This is a genomic window from Pseudomonas sp. B21-028 (assembly GCF_024749045.1).
GTDB lineage: Bacteria > Pseudomonadota > Gammaproteobacteria > Pseudomonadales > Pseudomonadaceae > Aquipseudomonas.
The window spans coordinates 3294323-3318421 of record NZ_CP087184.1 but is presented as its reverse complement, the minus strand read 5'-3'; the positions used below and the strand labels follow the sequence as shown (position 1 = coordinate 3318421).

The 24099-nt window shown below is 58.8% G+C and carries 26 protein-coding genes; 16 read left to right on the top strand and 10 right to left on the bottom strand.

Annotated elements, in window-relative coordinates; all coding sequences use genetic code 11:
- The first annotated feature begins 66 nt into the window (after positions 1–66).
- Positions 67–1515, top strand: coding sequence for an APC family permease (locus LOY35_RS14415; protein ID WP_258623802.1), 1449 nt, complete (start codon positions 67–69; stop codon positions 1513–1515).
- 4 nt (positions 1516–1519) lie between these two features.
- Here LOY35_RS14415 and LOY35_RS14410 read toward each other — a convergent pair whose 3' ends face one another.
- Positions 1520–2389 carry a LysR substrate-binding domain-containing protein gene (locus LOY35_RS14410; RefSeq protein WP_258623799.1) on the bottom strand — a complete coding sequence of 290 codons (870 nt, stop codon included), beginning with the start codon at positions 2387–2389 and terminating at the stop codon, positions 1520–1522.
- A 112-nt stretch (positions 2390–2501) separates the two neighbouring features.
- Between LOY35_RS14410 and LOY35_RS14405 the strand changes: the two genes are divergently transcribed.
- Positions 2502–3116 carry an urea carboxylase-associated family protein gene (locus LOY35_RS14405; protein ID WP_258623797.1) on the top strand — a complete coding sequence of 205 codons (615 nt, stop codon included), beginning with the start codon at positions 2502–2504 and terminating at the stop codon, positions 3114–3116.
- Positions 3117–3202: 86 nt separating this feature from the next.
- Entirely contained in the window at positions 3203–4144 is a 942-nt protein-coding gene (locus tag LOY35_RS14400; protein ID WP_258623796.1) for a LysR substrate-binding domain-containing protein, read from the top strand.
- Here the strand turns inward: LOY35_RS14400 and LOY35_RS14395 are convergent.
- Together LOY35_RS14395 and LOY35_RS14390 are read right to left on the bottom strand one after the other, a co-directional pair.
- Positions 4134–5531: an amidase family protein gene (locus tag LOY35_RS14395; protein WP_258623794.1), complete on the bottom strand. Its 1398-nt coding sequence runs from the start codon at positions 5529–5531 to the stop codon at positions 4134–4136. The genes LOY35_RS14400 and LOY35_RS14395 overlap by 11 nt on opposite strands.
- On the bottom strand, positions 5528–6196 hold the full coding sequence (locus LOY35_RS14390) for an FMN-dependent NADH-azoreductase (protein WP_258623792.1): 669 nt from the start codon (positions 6194–6196) through the stop codon (positions 5528–5530). Before LOY35_RS14390 ends, LOY35_RS14395 begins: the two co-directional genes overlap by 4 nt.
- Positions 6197–6518: 322 nt before the next feature.
- On the opposite strand from LOY35_RS14390, the gene LOY35_RS14385 reads away from it, so the two are divergent.
- From LOY35_RS14385 to LOY35_RS14375, 3 genes are all read left to right on the top strand, one after another.
- Positions 6519–7949, top strand: a complete 1431-nt coding sequence (locus LOY35_RS14385; protein WP_258623790.1) for a cytosine permease — start codon at positions 6519–6521, stop codon at positions 7947–7949.
- 38 nt (positions 7950–7987) lie between these two features.
- Positions 7988–8539: a VOC family protein gene (locus LOY35_RS14380; protein WP_258623789.1), complete on the top strand. Its 552-nt coding sequence runs from the start codon at positions 7988–7990 to the stop codon at positions 8537–8539.
- Between the two features lie 98 nt (positions 8540–8637).
- Entirely contained in the window at positions 8638–9432 is a 795-nt protein-coding gene (locus tag LOY35_RS14375) for a creatininase (RefSeq protein ID WP_258623786.1), read from the top strand.
- Here the strand turns inward: LOY35_RS14375 and LOY35_RS14370 are convergent.
- Positions 9421–10365 carry a LysR family transcriptional regulator gene (locus LOY35_RS14370; protein WP_258623784.1) on the bottom strand — a complete coding sequence of 315 codons (945 nt, stop codon included), beginning with the start codon at positions 10363–10365 and terminating at the stop codon, positions 9421–9423. The two genes, LOY35_RS14375 and LOY35_RS14370, sit on opposite strands and share 12 nt — an antisense overlap.
- 131 nt (positions 10366–10496) lie before the next feature.
- Here LOY35_RS14370 and LOY35_RS14365 point away from each other — a divergent pair, with 131 nt between their 5' ends.
- The 3 genes from LOY35_RS14365 to LOY35_RS14355 all read left to right on the top strand — a co-directional run bounded on the left by LOY35_RS14365 (position 10497) and on the right by LOY35_RS14355 (position 14129).
- On the top strand, positions 10497–11822 hold the full coding sequence (locus LOY35_RS14365) for an MFS transporter (protein ID WP_258623782.1): 1326 nt from the start codon (positions 10497–10499) through the stop codon (positions 11820–11822).
- A gap of 51 nt (positions 11823–11873) precedes the next feature.
- Positions 11874–12623: a creatininase family protein gene (locus LOY35_RS14360; protein WP_041023536.1), complete on the top strand. Its 750-nt coding sequence runs from the start codon at positions 11874–11876 to the stop codon at positions 12621–12623.
- An 87-nt stretch (positions 12624–12710) separates the two neighbouring features.
- Positions 12711–14129, top strand: a complete 1419-nt coding sequence (locus tag LOY35_RS14355) for an aldehyde dehydrogenase family protein (RefSeq protein ID WP_258623779.1) — start codon at positions 12711–12713, stop codon at positions 14127–14129.
- A 60-nt stretch (positions 14130–14189) separates the two neighbouring features.
- Here LOY35_RS14355 and LOY35_RS14350 read toward each other — a convergent pair whose 3' ends face one another.
- The 4 genes from LOY35_RS14350 to LOY35_RS14335 are packed head-to-tail and all read right to left on the bottom strand — an operon-like array spanning position 14190 to position 15983.
- Positions 14190–14363 carry a DUF1289 domain-containing protein gene (locus LOY35_RS14350; RefSeq protein ID WP_258623776.1) on the bottom strand — a complete coding sequence of 58 codons (174 nt, stop codon included), beginning with the start codon at positions 14361–14363 and terminating at the stop codon, positions 14190–14192.
- A gap of 2 nt (positions 14364–14365) precedes the next feature.
- A complete protein-coding gene (locus LOY35_RS14345; RefSeq protein ID WP_258623775.1) occupies positions 14366–14722 on the bottom strand; it encodes a hypothetical protein in 357 nt (118 codons plus the stop codon).
- Positions 14723–14763: 41 nt separating this feature from the next.
- A complete protein-coding gene (gene dmeF / locus LOY35_RS14340) occupies positions 14764–15687 on the bottom strand; it encodes a CDF family Co(II)/Ni(II) efflux transporter DmeF (RefSeq protein WP_258623773.1) in 924 nt (307 codons plus the stop codon).
- Between the two features lie 20 nt (positions 15688–15707).
- Positions 15708–15983, bottom strand: a complete 276-nt coding sequence (locus LOY35_RS14335) for a metal/formaldehyde-sensitive transcriptional repressor (RefSeq protein WP_258623770.1) — start codon at positions 15981–15983, stop codon at positions 15708–15710.
- Positions 15984–16137: 154 nt separating this feature from the next.
- On the opposite strand from LOY35_RS14335, the gene LOY35_RS14330 reads away from it, so the two are divergent.
- The 5 genes from LOY35_RS14330 (at position 16138) to LOY35_RS14310 (ending at position 20331) form a co-directional block, all read left to right on the top strand.
- Positions 16138–16302, top strand: coding sequence for a hypothetical protein (locus LOY35_RS14330; RefSeq protein WP_258623768.1), 165 nt, complete (start codon positions 16138–16140; stop codon positions 16300–16302).
- Between the two features lie 20 nt (positions 16303–16322).
- The gene (locus LOY35_RS14325) at positions 16323–17288 is read left to right on the top strand and encodes a threo-3-hydroxy-L-aspartate ammonia-lyase (RefSeq protein ID WP_258623766.1); all 966 of its coding nucleotides are present in this window, start codon (positions 16323–16325) and stop codon (positions 17286–17288) included.
- Between the two features lie 136 nt (positions 17289–17424).
- The gene (locus LOY35_RS14320; protein WP_258623764.1) at positions 17425–18696 is read left to right on the top strand and encodes a dicarboxylate/amino acid:cation symporter; all 1272 of its coding nucleotides are present in this window, start codon (positions 17425–17427) and stop codon (positions 18694–18696) included.
- A 39-nt stretch (positions 18697–18735) separates the two neighbouring features.
- Positions 18736–19878: an asparaginase gene (locus LOY35_RS14315; protein ID WP_258623762.1), complete on the top strand. Its 1143-nt coding sequence runs from the start codon at positions 18736–18738 to the stop codon at positions 19876–19878.
- A 66-nt stretch (positions 19879–19944) separates the two neighbouring features.
- Positions 19945–20331, top strand: coding sequence for a RidA family protein (locus LOY35_RS14310; protein WP_258623758.1), 387 nt, complete (start codon positions 19945–19947; stop codon positions 20329–20331).
- A gap of 64 nt (positions 20332–20395) precedes the next feature.
- Here LOY35_RS14310 and LOY35_RS14305 read toward each other — a convergent pair whose 3' ends face one another.
- Both LOY35_RS14305 and LOY35_RS14300 read right to left on the bottom strand, forming a co-directional pair.
- Positions 20396–21022, bottom strand: coding sequence for a transcriptional regulator (locus tag LOY35_RS14305; protein WP_258623757.1), 627 nt, complete (start codon positions 21020–21022; stop codon positions 20396–20398).
- 52 nt (positions 21023–21074) lie between these two features.
- On the bottom strand, positions 21075–21983 hold the full coding sequence (locus tag LOY35_RS14300) for a LysR family transcriptional regulator (protein ID WP_258623755.1): 909 nt from the start codon (positions 21981–21983) through the stop codon (positions 21075–21077).
- Between the two features lie 96 nt (positions 21984–22079).
- Here LOY35_RS14300 and LOY35_RS14295 point away from each other — a divergent pair, with 96 nt between their 5' ends.
- Both LOY35_RS14295 and LOY35_RS14290 read left to right on the top strand, forming a co-directional pair.
- The gene (locus LOY35_RS14295) at positions 22080–23216 is read left to right on the top strand and encodes a DSD1 family PLP-dependent enzyme (RefSeq protein ID WP_258623753.1); all 1137 of its coding nucleotides are present in this window, start codon (positions 22080–22082) and stop codon (positions 23214–23216) included.
- A gap of 175 nt (positions 23217–23391) precedes the next feature.
- Entirely contained in the window at positions 23392–24084 is a 693-nt protein-coding gene (locus LOY35_RS14290) for a type 1 glutamine amidotransferase domain-containing protein (RefSeq protein WP_258623752.1), read from the top strand.
- The last annotated feature ends 15 nt before the right edge of the window (positions 24085–24099 follow it).

The following is a 24099-nucleotide window of genomic DNA, read 5'->3' as shown; positions in this document are numbered from 1 at the left end:
CGGTGCCGGTGTACGGACGACTGCATCGATCCCACAGCGACTGCCTCATACAATAAGGTCAAGCACATGAGTGTATCTCTCCCGGTCAACAGCTCCACGGAGCTCAAGCGTGGTGCCCTGGGTGTCGGCTTCATCATTTTCTTCGTGGTGTCGGCGGCGAGCCCGTTGAGTGTCATCGCCGGTGGCTTTCCCATTGGCATCATGCTGGGTAACGGCGCCGGTACACCGGCGTTGCTGATCCTGGCCTTGCTGGTGTTGCTGATGTTCTCGGTGGGCTACACCACCATGTCCCGGCACGTCACCAATGCCGGTGGTTTCTACGCATTTACCTCCCGTGGGCTGGGTGGCCTGGCGGGTGGCGCGGCAGGGGTGTTGGCGATGTTTGCCTACAACATCCTCCAGGTGGGGCTGTATGGCATGTTCGGAGGCGTGGTCAGCGGCACCATGGCCAGCGTGTTTGGCCTGGAACTGCCCTGGTGGGCTTATTCGCTGATGGCAATGGCCAGCGTCGCGATCCTGGGGTATCGCAAGATCGATCTCTCGGCCCGGGTGCTGTCGGTCATTGTGATCGCCGAGTACCTGGCGATCCTGACCCTGGATTTCGCCATCCTCAGTACGGGCGGCGACAGTGGCGTCAATCTCGACGCGTTCAATCGCAGCCACGTGTTCAGCGGCACGCCGTCCATCGGCTTGCTGTTCTGCTTCGCCGCGTTCATCGGTTTCGAAGCCACGACCATCTACGGCGAAGAGGCCAGGAACCCGCAACGGACCATCCCGATTGCCACCTACTGCTCGGTCTTGCTGATCGGCGGGTTCTACGCGCTGTCGGTCTGGTCGATGGTGGTGGGCGTGGGCGCGGACAAGATCGTTCCGATGTTGCAGGCCCTGCAGGACCCCACGACCTTCATCTACGGCATGTCCGATCACTTTGTCGGCCCGCACCTGACCCAGATTATCCGGGTGCTGTTCATGGTCAGTATCTATGCCGGGTTGCTGGCCTTCCACAACGCCGCTGCCCGTTACTTCTACGCCATCGGGCGTGACGGCCTGTTGCCGCGCCGATTGGGGACCACCCATCGCGTCCACCAGAGTCCCCATATGGGCTCTGTCCTGCAGAGCTTGATTTCTGCGGTGGTGGTGCTGATTTTCGCCGCCATGGATGCCGATCCGATCCTGCAACTGTTCGCCTGGCTGTCCAACCTGGCCACGCTGTGCGTGATCTTGTTGATGGCGCTCACGTCCGCCGCGGTATTTGCCTTTTCCCGCAGCCACCCCGAGCTGAAGCTAGGACTCTGGCGTGGGCGGATCTTTCCCGCTTTATCCTGCCTGATCCTGTTGGCGGTGCTGATCATTGCGGTGCTGCATTTCGATGTGCTGACAGGCGCCAGCCAAGCCTTGTCCTATGGCCTCTGCGCGATTATTCCCGCAGCGTTGCTGGCCGGAGTGTTTCTGGCGGCCCGACTGCGCAAAGGGGCGCCGGAGCGGTACCTGGCACTGGGCAGCCACAAGCTATAGGACGTCACAGGTGCTGCTTGAGAAAGCTTACGAACTCAAGGGCCAGTTGCGAGGGTTCCTCCTGGGTCGGCAGCAGCAAGGCAATCTCGTACTTGATGGCGGGCTTGAAGGGTTTCAGGACCAGGTCGCGGGCGAAGGGACGGCTGACCACCGGATCGACCATCCCGATGCCCATTCCGGAGCGGACCAGTTCGCAGGCCGTCGCAAAGAACTCTGTCTCGGCGACTACGTTCCAGGATGATCCGTATGCGGAAAACGCCATTGCCAATTGCTGGTAGAGAGGATCGCCCTTGAACAGTGAAACGAACGGCACGCCATCCAGGTCCGCCGGGGTAATCGCATCCAACGCTGCCAGCGGGTGATCGACAGGCATCATGCACTGGCACTCATAGGCAATCACCTCCATGCGGGACGTCGGGTAGTCGAGGGGCAGTTCGGCAATGGCCAGGTCGAATTGCTGCGTCGTGACCAACTCGCGAACGGACTGGGAATTGCGAGTGATGATCTTCAGCTCCAGGCCCGGGCGCTCCCTGGCGAACTCAGCCATCAGCCGTGGCAGCAAACTGATCGAGATGCTGGCATAGGCAGCGATTGCCAGGTGCCCGCGTTTGCCCGTGCGGATTTCCTTGGCGATGCGCTGGGTCTTCTCCACGGCTTCCAGCGCCCGTTCCGCCTCGATGAAGAACAAGCGGGCCTCGGGAGTGGGTTGCAGGCGACCGCCCTTGCGCACGAACAACTTGAGACCGGTTTCATGCTCCAGGTTGGCAATGGTGCTGCTGATCGCCGGCTGGGAAATATTCAAGAGTTCCGCAGCGCGGGTCATCGTGCCGTGAATCATCAAGGTTCTGAAGCATTCGAGCTGACGGATTCGCATGGGTTTACCTATAGATTCAACTTATACTGAAGCCACTTTATATTATTGGTTTGCGGTTTTCTCCTGTGTTTTCCTTTATCGCAAGCCCATCAGCGCAGAGGAAAACCGCGACATGAACACGATGACTTCGATGCCCCCCGGTGAGCGGGTCCTCCTGCCAGCCCGGCAGGGTGTAGCGCTCCGGTTGAACCAGGGGCAGACCCTCAAGGTGATCAACACCCATGGCAAACAAGTGGTGGATACCTGGGCCTTCAACCCGAGCGACCTGCGGGAGGCCATGTCGATGGAGCACAGTCGTCCCTTCTGGTTGAAACTCAACCCACGGCAAGGGGACAGCTTGCTGACCAACAAGCGCCGCAGGATCCTGACGCTGGTCGAGGACACGACGCCGGGCATCCACGACACCCTGGTCGCCGCTTGTGACCCGACCCGCTATGTCCAACTGGGCGTCGTCGGCCATCACGCCAGCTGCAACGAAAATCTCTTCCTGGCCCTGGAGGCCATCGGCCTGGTGGCGCCTGACACGCCGAGCCCCTTGAACCTGTTCATGAACGTTCCGGTGCACGAAGATGGACGCATCGAGTTTGCCGAGCCTGTCAGCAAGCCAGGACAATATGTCTGCCTCAAAGCGGAAATGGACGCTATTGTGGTCCTGTCCGCCTGCCCCCAGGACGTTACCGCAGTAAACGGCATGCGACCCCAGGACGTGCATTACTGCATCCTCTGACGCACCGCAAGCCTGCCGGCATTTGTTGCTTGCCGGCAGGACACCGAATACCTCGCAAGCACCCCGTCGGGTGCCCGGAGAAAACCATGCGCAAAATACCCCCTCTGAATTCTGTGCGAGCGTTTGAGGCGGTCGCACGGCACCAGAGTTTTTCCGCCGCGGCGAATGAGCTCTCGGTGACGGTCGCCGCGGTCAGCCATCAAGTGCGCCAGTTGGAGGAAGGCCTGGGGCAAAAGCTCCTGGAAAGAGGCCGAATGGTGACCCTCACGCCTGCCGGGAAGGCGATCTATCCGTTGCTGCGCGAGGGCTTCGACCAGATTGCACAGGCGTTTACCTTGTTGGGCGGAGCAAAGGAGGGCGATGCCATCCACGTGTCCACCACACGGGCATTCGCCGAACGCTGGCTCATGCCGCGCCTGGCGAAATTCAATGAGATCTATCCGAACATCGTGGTGTCCATCCACGCCTCGGAAAAAGTCGTGGATCTGCGTGCTGAAACCGTCGACCTGGCGATTCGTTATGGGCCGGTCGATGCAGATGTGCGCGGGCCGGTGTTGTTCGAAGACCGGTTCATCGCGGTCGCGGACAAGAGCATTTGCCCGGTGGAGCGCGATGCAACGATCAACGATTTCCCGAATCGACCGCTGCTGGCGTTCAAATGGAAGAACCAGGCCCTTGAAGCCCCGTCGTGGTCAGCCTGGCTCGCCGGGGTCAGGCGCGATGCCGCCGGGGATTTGCGCATTTCCTGGTACAGCGAGGAAACCCTGGCGCTGCATGCGCTGGAGCGGGGCCTGGGCCCCTTGTTGTGCAGCGATGTGCTGATTGACGATGAGCTGCGTTCCGGGCGGATCCGGCGGTTGGAAGGTCCGGCCTTGGCGGGGTTCACCTATCATCTGATCGAGAGCAGTCATGGCCACCCGCGGCGCAGCCTGGCGCTGTTCAGGGAGTGGCTCCTGGACGAGGCCAGGTCATTCAGGGGCAATGCCCTGAATGACCTGGCAGGAGATCACCGCTTGCTCACGACCTGAGCCCATCCGCGAGCATGGCCGATTCTATGGCCAGACACGCACTGAGCAATGAGTCATCGCGACCTCGCGTCGCCGAGACCAGCACTGAAGTGGCAAGCCCGAGGCTGTCCCGGCCGGATGGGAGGGCGACGCCCGGCATGTCCAGCAGGCTGCCGATCATGGTGAGCGACAAGGTCTCCAGATTGACGGCCGCGAACAGCGCGTCGTCCTGCTCCAGAGGCGCCATGGGCGGGGCGACATGCTTGACCGTCGGCATGACCAGGAAGGCGCCGTCGAGCTCATGCTCGATGGCCGCCATCAGCTCTTCCCGTGATTGTCGGATCCTGGCTTCGGTGGCCGAGTCGATACCCTTGGCCGCTCGCAGGCGTGCACACACGCGTCTGTCCATCCGGGCACCTTGCGGGCTTTCCACGACCGGGCCCAGCAGGCGCCAGGCTTCTATCGCGCCCAACCAGCCCGAATGGGCAATCAGTTCACGGGTTCGGGCAACGGCGGCTACCGCTCGATACTCAACCTGGGCACCGGCGGCGCGTAGCCGTTCCATCGTGGCGACAAGGTTCTGCCGCACCGCTGGCTGCAGCGCCGGGTCGGATAGCACAGCTTCGTCGACCACAAGGCGTAGGTCCGAAAGCCTCGCAGCCTGGCAGCCCCCTTCGTTGCTCCCGCGCATCGCCCTGTCCAGCGCGGCGCAGTCGGCCACGCAGTGGGCGAAGGCGCCCAGGCTGTCGACCGTGACGGCGAGGGGGTGCACGCCTTGCTGGCTGTAACGACCCGTCGAGGCCTTGTAGCCGACCAGACCATTGAACGCCGCCGGGACGCGAATCGAACCGGCGGTGTCCGTACCAATGGCGCTGGTGACGACACCTCGTTGAACCGCGATGGCCGAGCCGGAAGAGGAGCCGCCGGGCATGCGGACTTCATCGACCACGACATTTGAGGTAGGCGTCCCGAAATGCGGGTTCAGGCCCAGGCCGGAATACGCGAACTCCGCAAGGTTGGTTTTCCCCAGCGGGATCATGCCCTGCGCCGTGAGGGCGGCGATGACTGCTGCATCCTCAAGGGCGATCTCAGCGTCGACCCGCGTGATGGAGCCGGCCGTCGTCCGGCTGCCGGCAACGTCCAACAGGTCTTTGACCGCGTAGGGAATGCCGTCGAAGGCGCTCAACGGAGTACCTTGTTGCCAGCGCCGGGTCGATGCCCTGGCGGCGTCGAGAGCGCGTTGCTCCAGCAAGGCGATAAACACATGCTCCGTTTCTCTCGCCGCGGCCAATGCGCAGGCGACCAACTCATCGGGTGTCGTCAGGCCCTGCCTCAATCGCTCGGCGGTTTGCAGCATGGTGATCATGTTCTCTTCCTTGTCGGTTAGGCGACGGTGCTGGGCGCTCAAGCCACCGACACCTGGCGTTGTCTTTCCTCGATCATCTGCCGGACCAGCACCGGAACGGCGTCGAAGGCGTTGGCGATGGAGGCTTCATGGCGCGCGTCGGCAAACTCCTGGTAATCGATGGAAATCACATGGGTTTCATTCACGCCCAGGTAGTGCGCGCAAGTCTGGATGTGCGTGTCCAGGTGATTCATGGTCTCGCGAACGCCACCAGGACCGAAGCCGAATTCGCCTCGGGACGACAGGATGACCAGTTTCTTGCCGCTCATGATCGGTTCCAGTGGGTAGTCGCCGCGCTCCAGGTCGAAGGTGAAGGTTTTGCCGATTCGGATCACCTTGTCAAACCAGGACTTCAGTGCGGCCGGCATCCCGTAGTTGTACATCGGCGTGCCGATGACGATGACGTCGGCGCGGTCGAGCTCATCGATCAGCTCGTCCGAGAGGCGGATTTCCTCGCATTTTTGCGGCGTCATTTGCTCTTCGGGGGTAAAGACCGCGGCAATCCAGGCCTCGGTCACGAAGGGGGGTGGATTGCGGCCGACATCACGGCTGATGACTTGGGTATTGGCATCGCGCTCACGCCAGGCCTCGACAAAGGCCTGGGACAGTTTACGGCTCAGTGAGCGGTCGGATCGTGCGCTGGCGTCAATATGAAGAAGGGTGGTCATGTCATGTTTCCTGTTAAGCCTGAGGTGGAATTACCTCAGCGAAGGCAACAAGTTGGCCACGGCGCTCAGTCGTCCGACTATTGATATTTACTTGAACGACATCAAATAAAACTCAACAAGTGATTGTTCTTTCTCGCGCCATCTTGAAAAGCCGCTATTTCCAGGCCGGAAATGGATAGTTCACATTGCACGCTTGAGGAAAACTCAACCCGACAAGTTTTCTAAAAGACGGTTTAGTTATCGTCAATTACTTAAACTTGCAGACCTCGCTTTAATGAATCCGGGCGATACAGGTGGTCGCCGGTCAGCGAGGAAAATAATAATGTCAACGCGTCGCGAATCTGCAAACAGTTTAATCAACGAGGCCAACTATGATGCACTCGGTATCGAGCCTGTGCCCGATAGCCATCGCACGTCCACGCCCCTGGACCAGTTCTGGATCTGGGCGGGGGCGAACGTGGCGCCGATCAACTGGGTATTGGGTGCCATCGGTATCCAGCTGGGCCTGAGCCTGATCGAAACCCTGCTGGTCATCGTTGTCGGCAATCTGTTGGGCGCCGCCTTGTTCGGCGGCATCTGCATCATGGGGCACCGCACGGGAGTGCCGCAGATGGTGCTGTCCCGGCTGGCGTTCGGCCGGCGAGGTGCCTACCTTCCCACCCTCATGCAAGTGCTGATGCCGATGGGCTGGGTGGCGACCAACACATGGATCGTGCTGGACCTTGCGGTGGCCGCCCTGGACAGAGTCGGCATCAGTGGCGGCATGGAGCTCAAGTACGGCATCGCCCTGGTCGTCATGATCGCGCAGGTCGGGATCGCCGCCTGGGGTTTCAACGCCATCAAGTGCTTCGAGCGCTACACCATGCCGGTGATCCTGCTGATCATGGTGGTGATGACCGGCCTGGCCTTCACACACGTGGATATCCAGTGGCAGCGCTCGACCGTCGAGGGCATCGGCAAGCTCTCGGCCATGAGCAGTCTGATGACGGCGATCGGGATCGGCTGGGGCATTTCGTGGCTGGTATACGCCTCGGACTACACCCGTTTCACTCAGAGCAAATTGTCCGATGGGCAGGTGTTCCGCTCGACGTTCCTCGGCATGTTCCTGCCCACCGTCTGGCTGGCGTTCCTGGGCGCGGCGATTGCCTCCGCGGGGGCCGGCTCGGACCCCGCGCAACTGATCATTGCCGTCTTCGGCACCATGGCGTTGCCGGTCCTGCTGGTGCTGCTTCATGGGCCGGTAGCCACCAACATCGTGGTCATCTACTCGGCGGCCCTGGCCACCTTGTCCCTGGATCTGCGCGTCCCACGCTGGGTGGTTTCAACGGTCTCGGGCCTGGTGGCGCTGTTCATCCTCTATCTGTTCCTTCAATCCGGCGAGTTCGTGCACGCCTTTGAAAACCTTATGGTGTTTTTCGTGGTGTGGATCAGTCCGTGGGCGGGTATCACCCTGGTCGATTTCTTCCTGATTCGCCGGGGTCGGATCGATGTGAAGTCGCTTTATTGCCATCACTTGGAAAGTACCTGCACCGACGTGAACTGGAGAGGCTTATTTGCACTGGCCGTGGGTGTGTTGGCGGCCTGGTTATTCCAGGTAGGCACCATCCAATCGCTGCAAGGTCCTCTTGCGATGGCATTGGGTGGAATCGATTTGTCCTGGTTGGCGGGGTTTTGCGTAGGCGGCGGTATTTATTACGTATTGCATCGCTCGCGCTCCAGCGAAGTTATTAATGCGTCAGTGATGGCTAAGTAGTGCTGTACAACGATTTATCATTAAAGAGGTTATTGCAAATGTCTCATCTTGAACAAACCAATGTGCTGGCGGCATTGAACGGCGGTGCCGAGATCGATGCCTTCCTGGGTAATGTCGTGGAGATCGCGATCGTGACCCGGGACCATAAACGCACCATGGACGGCTTGCTCAAGCTGGGGATCGGCCCATGGCGGGTGTACACCTTCAGCCCGGAGAACACCCGGAACCAGACGTACCACGGTGAACCGGCCGACTTTGTGCTGAAAGTCTGCTTCGCCCAGTCCGGAAACATGGTCTGGGAGTTGATGGAGCCGGTATCCGGGCCAACGATTTTCGCCGACTTCCTGGAGGCGCACGGCGAAGGGATCCAGCACGTTGCCTATGACTGCAACAACATCCCGTTCGAGGAACGCATCACTGAACTGCAGCGACGTGGTTTCAAATGCGTGCAGTCCGGTTCCTGGATGGGCGTGAATCACTTCGCGTTCTTCGGCACCGAGACCAACACCACCACGGTCTTCGAAACCTACGCCTTTCCTGCCGACTGGGACTATCCGGAGCCGGAGTCCTGGTATCCGCCACGGGCATAAATCCGCACGGCATCACCGGTTTCGCCTGGGCGCCACTAGGTTCGTACAGAGCCTAGCGTCCAGGCTTGGCCGCTTTGCAACGACACAGGAGAAAAACCATGAACCCTGTCCGGATGGATAACATCAGTTGGGTGGACTATGAGCGCCGGGTGCAATCAGGTGCAGTGGTCTTGCTGCCCATCGGCGCCACGGAGCAGCACGGCCCCCATCTGCCCTTGGGTACCGACGCCTTGCTCGCCAGTGCAATCAGTGAAGACGTGGCTCGCGAGATCGACGGCGTGGTCGCCCCGGCCTTGTCCTACGGCTATAAATCCCAGCCCAAGTGTGGAGGCGGGCAGCACTTCTGCGGCACCACCAGCGTGGATGGCGCGACGCTGATCGCCATGGTCCGCGATGCTGTGCGCGAGTTTCATCGCCATGGCGTAAAGCGCCTGGTCCTGGTGATCGGTCACTATGAAAACCAATGGTTCGTGACCGAAGGTATCGAGCTGGCGATGCGCGATATCGGGCCCGAGGCCGGACTGGAGGTCATGCGCCTGGAGCACTGGGAGTTCGTCAAAGCACAGACCCTCGACAAGATCTTTCCGAACGGTTTTCCGGGCATCGCACTGGAGCACGCAGCGGTCATCGAGACGTCGATGATGCTGCATTACCACCCGCAACTGGTGTGCCTGGACCAGATCCCTGACCACGGACCGGCCGAGTTCCCGGTCTACGACATGTACCCGACCCGAACCGAATGGGTGCCGGCCAGCGGCGTGCTGTCCTCCGCGCTGGGGTCGAGCGCAGAGAAGGGACGGTTGCTGGTGGCGGATGTCATCAGCGGTGTCGTCCAGGCGGTGCGGTCGGAGTTCAGGCTCGCTGGGGCCGAGTCGCAGGTTTCATACGGCTGAACCGAGTGCTTGTGCAGGGTTGCCGGAAGCGAACATCGGCAACCGTTGCAACATCCAGTTCAGCAATTCCTGGGCAGGGGCCGCCAGCGGGCGTCCGGACTTCACCAGCAGTTTCGCCTCGACTCCCAGGAACAGTGGATGGTCGACGGCCACTGCCGCGAGACTGCCTTGGGCAATTTCCCGATAGGCCGCCACTTCGCCCAACAGCGAGGCAAACTCGCCGCTCGCGACCAGGCGCTTGAGGGCCGCCAAGGAGTTGCTGACCAGCGCCGGACGGATTTCGATCTTCTCGGCGTACTCGAGCATCTTCAGCGCGTGACCGATACCGAAGGTCGGCGGCGTCAGCACTAGTTGGCAGTCGAGCAAGTCGGCGACGGTTGCCATTGTCCCTTGCAAGGCCAGCGGATGGTCCGGGCGAACCAGCAGCATGACGGGCTGCCGGGACGTCGCTCGGTAATCGATGTGAGCGTGGGGCGGCGGGTTATAGGCCAGGCCGATGTGCGCGCGATTTTCCGCGATTTCGTTCAGGACATCGTCCACGGGCAGTATGTCCAGTCTGACATCGAGCTTGGGATACTGTTTGCAGAACGGCGCGAGCACATGGTCCACCAGGGTATCGACGTAGCCTTCGCTGATGACGACCCGCACGTGTCCCTGCTGCAGCCCCTTGATGGCCTGGAGCTGGTCTTCGAGCTTCTCCTGATGTGATCGATAGCCGCGCCAGAACTCCAGCAGGTGCGCGGCAGCCTCGGTGGGCTGGACGCCCCGGGCCTGGCGTTCGAACAACCGGGTACCCAATTCCTCTTCCAGCAACTTGATCTGGCGGGTAATCACCGAGGGGGAGGTGTTGATGCTGTCCGCCGCGCCACGGATCGAGCCGTGGGTCAGCACCTCATGAAAATACCGCAGGCGTTGCTGGTTGATCTCGCGCATGGCTGGTGTCCTTCCGATTTTGCGTTGCTCATGGAGCAACGTTACACGAACATAGTTGCTCTTGCTGCTATTCATGCCGTCGGCGCAACATCTCCGACACGTCAGAGCAACAAGAAAAATTGGAGACTCCCATGTCGACCATCGTGAATCCGGTACCCAGCTCAGCCCTTTCAACGTTGTACCGCAAGCTCAATTGGCGCCTGTTGCCACTTCTGTTCGTTTGCTACGTTTTCGCCTACCTGGACCGAATCAATGTCGGCTTCGCCAAGTTGCAGATGCAAAACGACCTCGGGCTGTCCGATGCGGCTTATGGTGTCGGGGCAGGGGTGTTCTTCCTGGGCTATGTCCTGTTCGAACTGCCCAGCAACCTGATGCTGCCCCGCGTGGGGGCGCGAAAGACCTTCAGTCGCATCCTGGTGCTATGGGGCATCACCTCGGCGTGCATGCTGTTCGTGCGCAACGTGCCGATGTTTTACGCCATGCGCTTTCTGCTGGGGGTCTTCGAAGCCGGTTTCGCCCCGGGGATGATCTATTACCTGTCCTGCTGGTACGGCCCCAAGCGCATGGCCCGGGCCATCGCGATCGTATTCATCGCCGGTCCCGCTGGCGGCATTATCGGTGGGCCGCTTTCGGCCTGGCTGATCACCACCTTCGAAGGCATGGGTGGGCTTGCCGGGTGGCAATGGATGTTCCTGATTGAGGGCTTGCCCTGCGTCCTGCTCGGTGTGTTTGCCTATTTCTACCTGTGCAACCACCCGGCGGAAGCTCGCTGGCTGAGCAGCGAGGAAAAGCAAATGCTCCAGCGCGAGCTGGGAACTGCCCCAGGCGGCGCGCATTCGTTCCGGGCGGTGTTGCGCGATCGCAGGATCTACATCCTGGCGAGCGCCTACTTCTGCATCATCTTTTCTATCTATGCCATGAGCTTCTGGCTGCCGGCAATCCTCAAGGCCCAAGGTGTCCACGACATGATGCAGTTGGGCTGGTACGCCGCCATCCCCTACGTCGCAGCGGGCGCCGGCATGTACTGGATCGGACGCCGCTCCGACCGCTTTGGCGAACGTCGCTACCACTGCGCGGTCCCGGCAGCCGTCGGGGCGGTACTGATACTTTTGTATCCTTCTGCCGATGGGAACCTGGTGCTATCAATGGTTCTGCTGACGCTGGCGATCGCCATGATGTTCATGGCCTACACAGTCTTGTGGGCGATGCCCTCCGAATTGATCAAAGGCGAAGCAGCAGCGGGAGGTATCGCCCTGATCAACACCATCGGCCTGTGCGGCGGATTCTGGGGGCCAGCGGTGATCGGCTGGGCGAAGACATCAACGGCGAGCATGAACCCTGGCATCGTCGCGGTCGGTTGCGTGTTTCTCTGCGCCGCGTTGGTGATCATCGCAAGCAAACCGCTGGCGCGTCGCGACCGGGTCTTGAATCCCGTGCAAGTTGAACAGGTGCTTTGAACGTCACACCCATCGTGTTCCGCAAGGAACCTTTCCAAAGAGAGAACGCAGATGCTTTTACATCTATCGACCTGGGCCGAAATCGAAACATTTCTCCAGCGCAGCCGTACCGTGGTCATCCCGATCGGTTCCAACGAGCAGCATGGGCCTACCGGATTGCTGGGGACGGACTGGATGTGCCCTGAAATCATCGCCCACCAGGCGCAGCAGGCCGCGGACATTCTGATTGCCCCGACCTTCAACATCGGCATGGCGCAGCATCACCTTGGGTTTCCCGGAACGATCTCGCTCAGGCCTTCGACGTTCATCGCCGCCATCGGTGACTGGGTACGCTCGCTGGCTGCCCATGGGTTTGAAAAGATACTGTTCCTCAATGGCCATGGCGGCAATATCGCCTCGATTGAAGCGGCGTTCTCGGAACTGTACGCCGAGGCGAGTTTCGCCCGTCGCCCGGCGGGTTTCGCCTTGAAGCTGTGCAATTGGTGGGATCTGGAGGGGGTCAATGAGCTGGCGCGGGAGCAGTTCCCCACCGGTCACGGTATTCATGCAACGCCTTCGGAAATTGCCGTCACCCAGTGGGCCTATCCCCACGCCATCAAATCCGCTGACTACTCGCCACAGATCGCCAACTGGGGCCCGATCCGGGAGGCCGCCGATTTCCGCGCCCGTCATCCGGATGGCCGCATGGGTTCGGACCCGGCGCAAGCCTCTGCGGAAAAAGGCCGGCAACTGGTGATGCTGGCCGCACAAGGCCTGGTGCAAGAGGTGCAGGCCTTCAGCCGTGAGTCCATGCCGGGTTGAACCGCAGCGCTGCCATTGCACACGCCTGGGCATCCCGGGCGTTGGCGCTTCATCTCGCAAAAACCGCAATCAATCAGGTACGCCGCGATGTGGAAAATCGATCACAGTTACATTGATGGAGCCTTCGTTCCCGTCCATGGAAATGAAACGGTGGAATGCATCAACCCGGCGACCGAGACGGTCATCGGAACGGTCACCCTGGCTGATCGCGATGACGCCCGCCGCGCCATCGCCGCGGCGGCCCGTGCGCAAGCCGCGATGAATCGTACTTCCAAGGCTGAGCGTATCGAAATGCTCAAACGCCTGCAGGCCGCTGTGCTGGCGAGCACGAACGAGATCCGCGATACCGCCATCGAGGAGTACGGCGCGCCGCTTGCCCGTGCCCAATGGGTCAGTCGTTATGCTTCGCAATCATTTGCCAACGCGGCGCAGGTATTGGAGGAGTACGACCTGGTTCGCTCGATCGGCGACGCCACCGTGATGATGGAACCGGTCGGCGTGTCGGCACTGATCGCCCCCTGGAACAGCACCGCCGGGACGATCTGCAGCAAACTGGCATCGGCCATCGCCGCCGGTTGCGCATCGGTCATCAAGCCGAGCGAGTTGAGCCCCTTGCAGACCGACGTGCTTGCCCGCGCATTGCATGGCGCCGGTTTGCCGAATGGCGTGTTCAACATCCTGCTGGGACGCGGCAGTGACGTCGGTGATGAAATCAGCACCAACCCGCAGGTCGCCAAGATTTCATTCACCGGATCCACCGCCACCGGGAAGCTGATCGCTCGCGCCGGTATCGAGACCATGAAACGCGTGAGTCTGTCGCTCACCGGGAAGTCGGCGTCTATCGTCCTCGATGATGCCGACCTCGACACGGCCATCCCCCTGGCCCTGAACGCGGCGTTCATGAACAACGGCCAGGCCTGCGTCGCCGGCACGCGCCTGCTCGTATCGCGCGCGCACGCCAAAGGCATCATCGAACGGATAAAGAAACTGGTCGAGGCCATGGTCGTCGGCCATCCGCAGGACCCGTCCACCGTCATCGGACCGCTGGTCAACCAGGCCCAGTTCGACCGCGTGCAGGGCTACATCCGCCGCGGACAGGCCCAAGGTGCAACGCTGGTCATTGGCGGGGAGGGCAGACCGGCTGGCTTCGAGCAAGGCTATTTCGTCAGGCCCACCGTGTTTGCCGATGTCAGCAATGACATGGCCATCGCACAAGAGGAAATTTTCGGCCCGGTGCTGTCGATCATCGCGTATGACTCGGAGGAGCAGATGATCGACATCGCCAATGCCACTCCCTACGGTCTGCAGGCCTACGTGTTTTCCCGCCAAGCGGACCGCGCCCGAAGCCTGACGAGCCGGCTGCAGGCGGGCTCGGTGCTGATCAACAGAATCACACCGGAGCTGCTGGCGCCGTTTGGCGGAGTCAAGCAGTCCGGGGTTGGGCGGGAGTTTGGAGTGTTTGGGTTGGAGGGGTTTCTGGAGGCGAAGAGTATTGTGTTGGGGTAGTGCGTGGAGAGGTAGGAGCGTGGCTGGTTTGTGGGTAGCGGGTTATAGGATGGCGCTTCTTCAAAATTTCAGCCCCTTCAACCGCATATTCGCCCTTTGCACCGCAGCCATTTTTTCAGGCCGCTTCATGCGTTTCCACTTTCTGATGTCTTCCTTGCTCCGTCCACAACTGACACACAAATCACCCTTCAGTTGGCATAACGAGATGCACGGATTTTCGATTTCCTTGGCCATCGTCAATCACCTCTAGCCAGACGCTTTTGCCAATCGCCGTCATGACTGCGCTGGCATTCTTCCTCGGAGTCAAGACGGACATTGCGATCTGACAAGCTCAGATCAATGCCGGCCTCTTTCAACGCGATGGCCGTCAGCTCAAGGATGCGAGCCTTCGCATCAACCTGGGCCTGCTGTCTGTCAGCGAGGGTTTCGAACACCCAGGTCACCTTCAGGGTTTTGGTCAACGCGTTCAAGTCGGCAGTGTGGGTGAGCCAGGTAAAGCCTTGGATTTCACTTTTTGCTGTTTCGCACGCTTCAGTCAGCGTGGTAATCAACCGGCGTTCGATCCGCGCCATTTCCCGTTGCCCTGGAGGCATTGCAAGTTCCTTTGGAGTTGATGGAGGAGGGGGCCTGAATATCAGACAGGTCGAAACTCGACCGTCAGATGGCTGATTTCGTGAACCGGTTTGAGACGTTCACGGATGCTGTCGGTGTTCGCAGTGGCTTCCCCGAGTACGCTGACGATGGCCGCATGGGCTTGCGGTCCAACCCGCCAGACGTGCAAGTCCGTGATGCTGGCATCCCCGGGTTTTTCAACCAGTTCGCGGATTTCCTCGGCAATGTGCATATCTGTTTGATCCAGCAATACACCTGCGGTGACGCCCATCAAGGTCCAGGCCCAACGCGCGATTACGATGGCGCCGACGATGCCCATGAGCGGGTCCAGCCATACCCAACCCAGATAGCGACCGGCGAGCAGCGCAGCGATCGCCAGAACTGAAGTCAGCGCGTCGGCGATGACGTGGACGTAGGCCGATCTCAGATTGTTGTCGTTTCCATGGTGAGCATGACCATGATCATGATGGTGGTCGTGGTCGTGATCATGGCTGTGCCCGTGCCCCAGCAGCAGGGCACTGACGATGTTGACGATCAAACCCGCCACCGCGATGAGCGTAGCGGTGCCGAACTGGACTTCCGTAGGCTGCAAGAGGCGGATGACGGACTCGACGCCAATGCCCAGGGAAACCATGCCGAGAATCAGTGCCGAAGCGAACCCGCCCAGATCGCCAACCTTTCCGGTACCGAAACTGTAGCGCTGGCTGGAGGCGTGGCGTTTGGCGTATCCGTACGCGATTGCCGCGATGCCCAATGCGCCGGCGTGAGTTGCCATGTGGAAACCATCGGCCAGCAATGCCATCGAGCCTGTGATATACCCGGCGGTGATCTCGCCGACCATCATCACAACGGTCAGTGCCACCACCCAAAGCGTACGCCTGGCATTCTCGTCGTGGTCCGGGCCCAGGAACAGGTGATCGTGTGCGTAGGTAGTGGTGTTGCTCATGTGCGTGTACCTGGATACGTTCACTTGGCGTAACGACGGATGGCTTCAAGCAGCTCTTCGACGCCCTGGCTGCGCTCTTCTTCGCTGAGTGCAGGGTTGGCGACATGCGCCCGCGCGTGATCCTCGATGATTTCCTCCATCAAACCGTTGATGGCTCCGCGAGTGGCGGCAACGAGATGCAGGGTTTTGGCGCAGTCAAGATCCGATACCAACGCCCGCTCAATGGCCTGGATTTGTCCGGCGATCCGTTTTACACGTTTGAGAAGATCGTCTTTGTTTGCTGCGACATGACCCATTGGATATCTCCTGTCCAGGTGATGCGCATGATAGGAATACCCCCTATACCTATACAAGCCTGTTCTAATTTGACAAACGGTTGCATCGCAACTTTACAGATTGTCCAGTTCTGGATATTGTGTCTGAGAAAGCTGTCGTGCCAGGCGCATAAAAATGTCCAAGATCGAAATGCTGAAACTGCTGGACAGGGACCCCGAGCAGATCCTCTTTGCCGTACGCGAAGCGCCTAGCACGGGTGGCATCTTTGGAATCAAATCCGGTGGTATCGCGAAACAGGGCGTGCCCGGGTCCAAAACGGCCGGTTTCTGGCCGTGGTAATTCTTTGAGGACATTTTGCTATGCAAATCACTCTGCCAACTTATCAAGACGTAGTCGACGCGGCTATCCGGCTTGAGGGAGCAGCCAACGTCACGCCTGTTCTGACCTCGCGTACGATCGATGAGGAAGTGGGTGCGAAGGTATTTTTCAAATGTGAAAACTATCAACGTACTGGCTCTTTCAAATTCCGGGGGGCATACAACTCGCTCGCTAAATTCAGCGAAGAGCAACGTCGCGGTGGTGTTGTAGCGTTCTCTTCGGGGAACCACGCGCAAGGCATCGCTTTGGCGGCCAAACTGTTGCAGATCCCGGCCACCATCGTTATGCCAACAGATGCTCCTGCAGCCAAGGTCGCGGCTACCAGAGGCTATGGAGCCGAAATAGTGTTCTACGACCGTTACACCGAAGACCGCGAGGCTATCGGGCGGGCGCTGGCCGCCAAGCATGGCATGACGCTGATCCCGTCCTACGATCATCCAGACGTTCTGTCCGGCCAGGGTACTGCCGCCAAGGAACTGTTTGAAAGCGTCGGTCAACTGGACGTCTTGTTCGTAGGCCTGGGCGGCGGCGGCATGCTGTCGGGAACCACCTTGTCGACGCGCGCACTGGCACCTGAATGCACTCTGATCGGCGTTGAACCTGAAGCAGGTAACGACGGACAACGATCTTTCAATTCAGGCGAGATTGTTCACATCGACACCCCGGACACCATCGCCGATGGCGCTCAAACCCAGCATCTTGGTCACTACACTTTTCCAATTATTTTGAACGGTGTGAACCGAATTGTAACGGTCACTGACGAAGAATTGATTGCCGCAATGAAGTTCTTTGTTCAGCGTATGAAAATTGTGGTCGAGCCCACTGGATGCCTTGGCCTTGCCGCAGTAAGAAAACTCAAGGATGAGCTCCAGGGCAAACGAGTCGGCGTCATTATTACCGGCGGTAACATTGATATCGACAAGCTTGGAACGTTTCTCCAGCTCTAAGAAATAGCCAGCTTAGTTACTGAAAAAATCAGGCGCTCAACAGCGCCTGACGGCAGCGTCTTGCCGAAATCCAATGAACATACATTTAGCCCAGACAATATGGCCAAAAATCAGGCCACTATAAAAAGAGGTGCACATGAAAAGCCGCCTTCTCGTTAAAGCGATAGTTATCGCGATGATTTTCGGCGTAGTCCTGGGAGGCACGCTCCACAGTCAGCTGGATGCTGCGGCCGCAAAAGAAATTTCCGGATACCTGAATCTGGTCACTGACGTGTTTTTACGTCTGATCAAAATGGTTATCGCACCCTTGGTGCTTGCCACCCTGGTGACCGGCGTCGCCAGCATGTCAGGGAACGGTTCGATGGGGCGTGTCGGCTTTAAAGCCATCACCTGGTTCCTGATCGCCTCTCTGGTGTCCCTGTCCATCGGTTTGCTGTTCGCCAATATCTTTCAGCCAGGGGTCGGTCTGAATCTGGCTGTGAGCGGTGAAGCCGTGAACACGGGCTTGAACACTTCCGGCTTCAGCCTGCCGATCTTCCTCACCCATGTCTTCCCTCGAAGCATTATTGAGGCAATGGGTACGAACGAAGTGCTGCAGATCGTTGTGTTCTCACTGTTCTTCGGCTCCGCATTGGCGTTCGTCAAGGGCAAAGGCAAGTCCATCATCGTGGACATGCTCGAAGAACTGGCCAATGTCATGTTCAGGGTCACCGACTACGTGATGTATGTGGCCCCACTGGCTGTATTTGCAGCCATCGCTGCGACCATCACCGTGCATGGTCTGGAAATGGTTGTGACCTTTGGCAAGATGGTGGGGCAGTATTTCCTGGGCCTGGCACTGCTTTGGTCGTTGATCACGCTTGCCGGCTACCTGGCCCTCGGCCCACGCATCAAAGACCTGTTCAAGCATATGCGTGAGCCAGTCCTGATCGCTTTCTCCACGGCGAGCAGCGAAGCCGCGTATCCGAAAACCATTGCCGCCATGGACAAGTTCGGCGCCAACAAACGCGTAAGCAGCTTCGTCCTGCCGTTGGGTTACTCATTCAACCTGGACGGCTCGATGATGTACCAAGCCTTCATCGTGATGTTCATCGCCCAGGCGTACAACATCGAAATGACATTCTTCCACCAGATCATGGTGCTGTTGACCCTGCTGGTTATCAGCAAAGGTACTGCGGGTGTTGCGCGAGGCTCTCTGGTCGTGCTGGCCGCGGGACTGCCGATGATCGGCCTTCCGGAAGCAGGCCTGCTTCTCATCCTCGCCGTTGACCCCATCCTGGACATGGGACGCACTGCCACCAACGTTTTCGGCTGCGGTGTCGCAACAGCTGTCATCGGACGACACGGTAATGAAATTGAGGACGTTGAAACAGCAATCAATGCTGAACAAAGTCCTCAAGCTGTTTAATTAATACAGAGTTCTGACAACAATAAGAGACGCGAGAAAATGACTATTAACTCCCTGAGCTTCAATAGCCGCCATAATTTCAGTCGTAAGCTTTTGGCGGGGTTTATGCTCTCGATTCTGGCAGGCTTAACCGTTGGTGTTCCGTCTGCGCTCGCCCAGGAAAAAACCATGAGTTCGAATCATCAACAAGTGGCATTGCCACGTGTTCTGTTACTTGCAACGGGTGGAACTATCGCAGGCTCCGCCGATAATCGTGGCACCGGTGCCTACAATGCCGGTGCTATTGGCCCTCAGCAATTGGTGGCCGCTGTTTCCGGACTGGGGGATTTGGCTTCTATCTCCGCAGAGCAGATCGCCTCAATCGGCTCGCAGGACATGAACGATGAAATCTGGTTCAAGCTTGCTAACCGTATTCAGCAGGCCTTCGATAAGAACGAAGCAGACGCCGTGGTGATTACCCATGGGACGGACACCATGGAGGAGACCGCCTTTTTCCTGGATCTGGTGCTGAAGACCGACAAGCCCGTCGTTTTGGTCGGCTCGATGCGGCCGGCCACCGGTTTGAGCGCCGACGGCCCGGCCAATATCTATGAAGCGGTTCAGGTGGCAACGGACAAACAATCGAAAGGCCGCGGCGTCCTGGTTGTGATGAACGACCAAATCGACGGAGCGCGTGGCGTTACCAAAACCAACAGCACCAGCGTTCAAACGATGCAGTCTCCCAACCTGGGCTCTCTGGGCTATGTGGACATGGGGCAGGTGCGCTATGTCCAGCCGCTTGATACGCGTCGCACTCCTCCGCTGGCACTGCCTCAGGGCGCGGCTCTGCCACGTGTCGACATCATTTACAGCCACGCCAACATGGATGCCAAGCAAATTGAGCACGCCATTGAAGACAAAGCCAAGGGCATCGTTCTGGCTGGCAAGGGCGATGGCAACACTTCGAAGCAGGCCCTCGCGGCCCTCGAAAAAGCCGCAGCGCAGGGAATTGTCGTTGTCCGCTCGACTCGGGTGAGCAAAGGTTATGTCAACCGCAACGTCGAAGTGGATGACACCAAAAGCGGCTTTGTGGCCTCCATGGATCTAAACCCACAGAAGTCGCGAATCCTCGCTCAACTGCTTATCGCCAGTGGCGTCACCGAGCCTGGCAAGGTTCAAGCGGCTTTCACAAACGCTCATTGATACATCCAAGAGCTGACGCCGTGGGCATCGCCTGCAGCGTCGGCTCCACTCTATACAAGGTCACTTATGAAAATTATTAGCACCCATGCGGCTTCGCAACCGGCCGGTCACTACTCGCAAGCGGTTGTTCACCAAGGCTCGCTCTACATCTCCGGCCAGCTTCCCGTTAGTCCGGACGGTACTCACAACATTGAGGCGTCATTCACCGAACAGGCACAAGTTGCACTCAACAACCTACTGGCCATTCTGCATGCCGCAGGCTGCGAGGCCTCCGATCTGGTCAAAGTCACCGTGTACGTAGCAGGCGTGAAACACTGGCCGGCCTTTGACCGGATCTACTCTGAAATGTTGGGCAGCCACCGCCCAGCTCGTGCGGTTGTACCGGTGCCAGAGCTGCACCATGGCTATCTGGTTGAAATCGAGGCTGTCGCACGGGTGACCAATACAGCTTGAAGCGCTGAGGTCACGTCCAGTGCGAGCATTTTGAGACGATCGATGATGCTGCCATCGCTCAGGATCACCTCGTATCGCTATACACCGTTGCGCGAGATACGCCGAGGTGTGAAGCCACCGTTTCCATGGCCTTTCTGATATCCAGGAGGCCAGACTCCTTCAATTCCTGAAGCAATACTCGCCGGTCGCCAGCCTTCAGGGCACGTGGAGAAGTGGATAGCCGTGCAGCAAACTGATCAATGCGCGCCCGAATCGTTTCTGCACCGCTCGACTCGAGCGACTCATGCGGACGATCGCCGCTGAAGGATCCGAACTGATCCAGCATGCCCTGTAGGCCTCTAAACAGGGTGAGATCAATGTTCATGCAGAGCGCGGCCACATACCGTCCGGTGGAATCCTTGATTCCAATCGAGGTGCTTTTGGCCTGGCGACCATCCTTAAATTGATTGGGATAGTTGGCAATGATCTGGGGGTAGGCTGGATCGGCGATCCGGGCAAGTCCCAACTCCGTAGCGGGGTGTCCGGTCTCCCGGCCAGAAAGATTATTATGAATGGCCAGTATTGCGTGCTCGGGATCTCGCAGATCGTGCAGTACCACTTCGCAAAATGGGCTGAAGGTCTGGCTCAAGCCTTCCGCAATTTGCTCCAGTTGACTGATCAGCGCCTGTTGCTCGGGTGTAGTTTTCTTCATAGTGAAGATATCCAGCAAAAATAAAAGGTTTCAATGAGAATACGATAACAGCCTACGAACGGCTTTTTTCAGTGCCTTTCGTTTTGAATGATTCACTCAGGAAAGAAGCAAGAGCCTGTATTTTACGGGATCTGTTTTTTCTGGTCGGGATCAGCAAAAGAATCGGCGCAGTCTCAAACTCCCAGTCCACCAGCACGCGGATCAGTCTTCCCTGGGCAATCGAATCAACCACGTCCCATTGCGAACGCAGAACCAAACCAAGATCCTGCTCGGCCCATCTGCGCGCCACGCCACCATCATTGCTGACCATGCTCGGATAGACTCGCAGAGACTTGCTCTCGTTTGCCCTGCGAAGGTGCCAGTACGTCGCGTGTTCGTCATTCTCACGAATACAAATACACCGATGAGACGCGAGGTTTTCAGGCGCTATCGGGATTCCATTCTCTTTCAGATAGGACGGGCTGGCACACAACCATCGCTCATTGGATGCCAGCACTTGAGCAGTCCATGAGCTGTCGCTGATGGAGCCAATATGGATGACCGCATCGCAATTGCTTCGATCTGGCCAAGGGGTTTCTCGCAGGTCAAGCTCGATTCTCAGTTTAGGGTGCAGCTTTGCAAACCTTGCCAGCAAGGGAGCTAAACGCAATCGTCCAAAGCCGAACGGTGCGGATAGGCGGATCACTCCTTGAAGGCGCTCGTCGTCAGCCACCATTGAGTCCGACAGCTCCTCCAACGCCAGCAGTAACCGTCGTCCTTCCTCGGCCATGCGTTCTCCATCCTCGGTCAATACCAAGCGCCTGGAGTCTCGGCTGGCGAGCTTCATGCCCAATTCCGCTTCGAGTTTTCGCAATCTCATCGAAAGGGCTGCCGTGGTGACCCTCAGCTTGCGAGCAGCTTCGCTCAATGAGCCGGAAACGGAAATTGCCGTGACCAGTTCGAGATCGGAGAACGTAATCATTAAGTTTTTCTTAACATTTGTTTAAGCGAACGTTAATCAAAAATATACCGTACTGCGTAGAGTTGCAAACACACAGACACCTACGAGATCCAGCTAATGACTTCCCCCATTGATTCCCTCGATACCCCCGTAGCCGTGGTGGATGTAAGCCGTATGCAGCGCAACATTCAACGCATGCAGAACCAGGCTGATCGCCAGGGAGTACGGCTACGGCCTCATGTAAAAACCACCAAATGCGAGCGGGTGGTAGCCGCTCAGGTGAAAGCTGGAGCCCAAGGCATAACGGTCTCCACACTCAAGGAAGCCCAAGCCTTTTTCGCCCAAGGCATCACCGACATTCTCTACGCCGTAGCGATGGCCCCCACCAAGCTCAACCAAGCACTGGAACTGCGCCGCGCCGGTTGTTCCCTGACGATTGTCACTGATAGCGTTGCAGGTGCGAGAGCGATCACTGATTTTTGCCGCACCCATGGCGAGCGGTTTGAGGTTTTCATCGAAATCGACAGTGACCATCACCGCTCGGGAGTTCGTAGTGACGACCCTGTGCTGATCGAGATCGCTAGAATCCTCCATGAAGGTGGTGCCGTGCTCAAAGGCGTGATGACTCATGCCGGCGAAAGCTACAAGCTGAATACCCTGGAGGCGCTGCAGGAAATCGCGGAAATTGAACGTTCAGAATGCGTGGCGGCTGCGCAGGCCATTCGGTCCGCGGGCTTGCCGTGCCAAGAAGTGAGTGTAGGCTCAACGCCCACCGCACTGTCCGCCGTTCACCTCAACGGCGTCACCGAGCTCCGTGCCGGCGTGTACGTTTTCTTCGATCTGGTCATGCACAATGTTGGCGTATGCCAGCTGGACGAACTCGCCTTGAGCGTCCTCACCACCGTGATTGGCCATCAGCCAGAAAAGGGCTGGATCATCACCGACTCCGGCTGGATGGCGATGAGTCGCGACCGGGGCACGCAGTCCCAACAGTGCGATTTCGGTTACGGTCTGGTTTGCGATGCTGAGGGCAAGCTCATCGACGGGCTTCAGCTGCGCTCAGCCAACCAAGAGCACGGTGTGGCGTCTTTCGAGGAGGGCCAAAAGGTAGACGTCGAGCAGCGGTTTCCGATTGGAACCCGGCTGCGTATTCTGCCCAACCATGCCTGCGCCACGGGTGCTCAATACCCAGCCTACGAGGCGTTGGAGGAAAATGGAACGATCAACCATTGGTCTCGCCTGAACGGATGGTGAGGATCAACTACACAGAATGGATACCGCTCCGAGTCGAAATACTGGTTCGCGAGTCGTGAAAGGAAACAATGTCCATTTGGTGTCACGAACGCTTGAACGTCTGCCTCAACGCGGCCTCTGAGAGTAAAGCAGGGCGAGCCCACTTCGCCCGTTTACTCTCGGAGGCTGGATACACATGAACATTCTGATGGTTCTTACCTCTCACGATCAGTTGGGCGACACCGGCAAGAAGACCGGTTTCTGGCTGGAAGAATTCGCCGCGCCTTACTACGTGTTCGTCGACGCCAATGCGACGGTCACGCTCGCCTCCCCAAAGGGCGGGCAACCACCACTGGACCCCAAGAGCAACGAAGCGGACGCGCAAACCGATGCGACCCGTCGCTTTGGCTCGGATACCCAGGCCCAGATGGCATTGGCCGACACGGTGCTGCTGGGTGAGATCGACCCTTATGACTTCGATGCGGTGTTTTATCCAGGAGGCCATGGGCCCCTCTGGGATCTGGCCGAGAATACCGACTCCAAGGTCCTCATCGAAGCTTTCTACGAGGCGAACAAACCCATCGCCGCCGTCTGTCACGCGCCCGGGGTGTTCAAGAACGTCAATGCCCCGGATGGACAGCCGGTGGTGAAAGGTAAAAAGGTGACTGGATTCACTAACTCCGAAGAAGAGGCGGTGGGGCTGACGCAGGTGGTGCCGTTCCTGGTGGAAGACATGCTCAAGGCCAAGGGTGGCGAGTATTCCAAGGGCGCGGACTGGGCCAGTTATGTGGTCGAGGACGGGCACCTGATCACTGGCCAGAATCCGGCCTCTTCCGAAGCCGCCGCCCATGCGCTGCTCAAGCGTCTGAAGCAGGAACAGTCGGCCTGAGTCATGGGTTGTTCG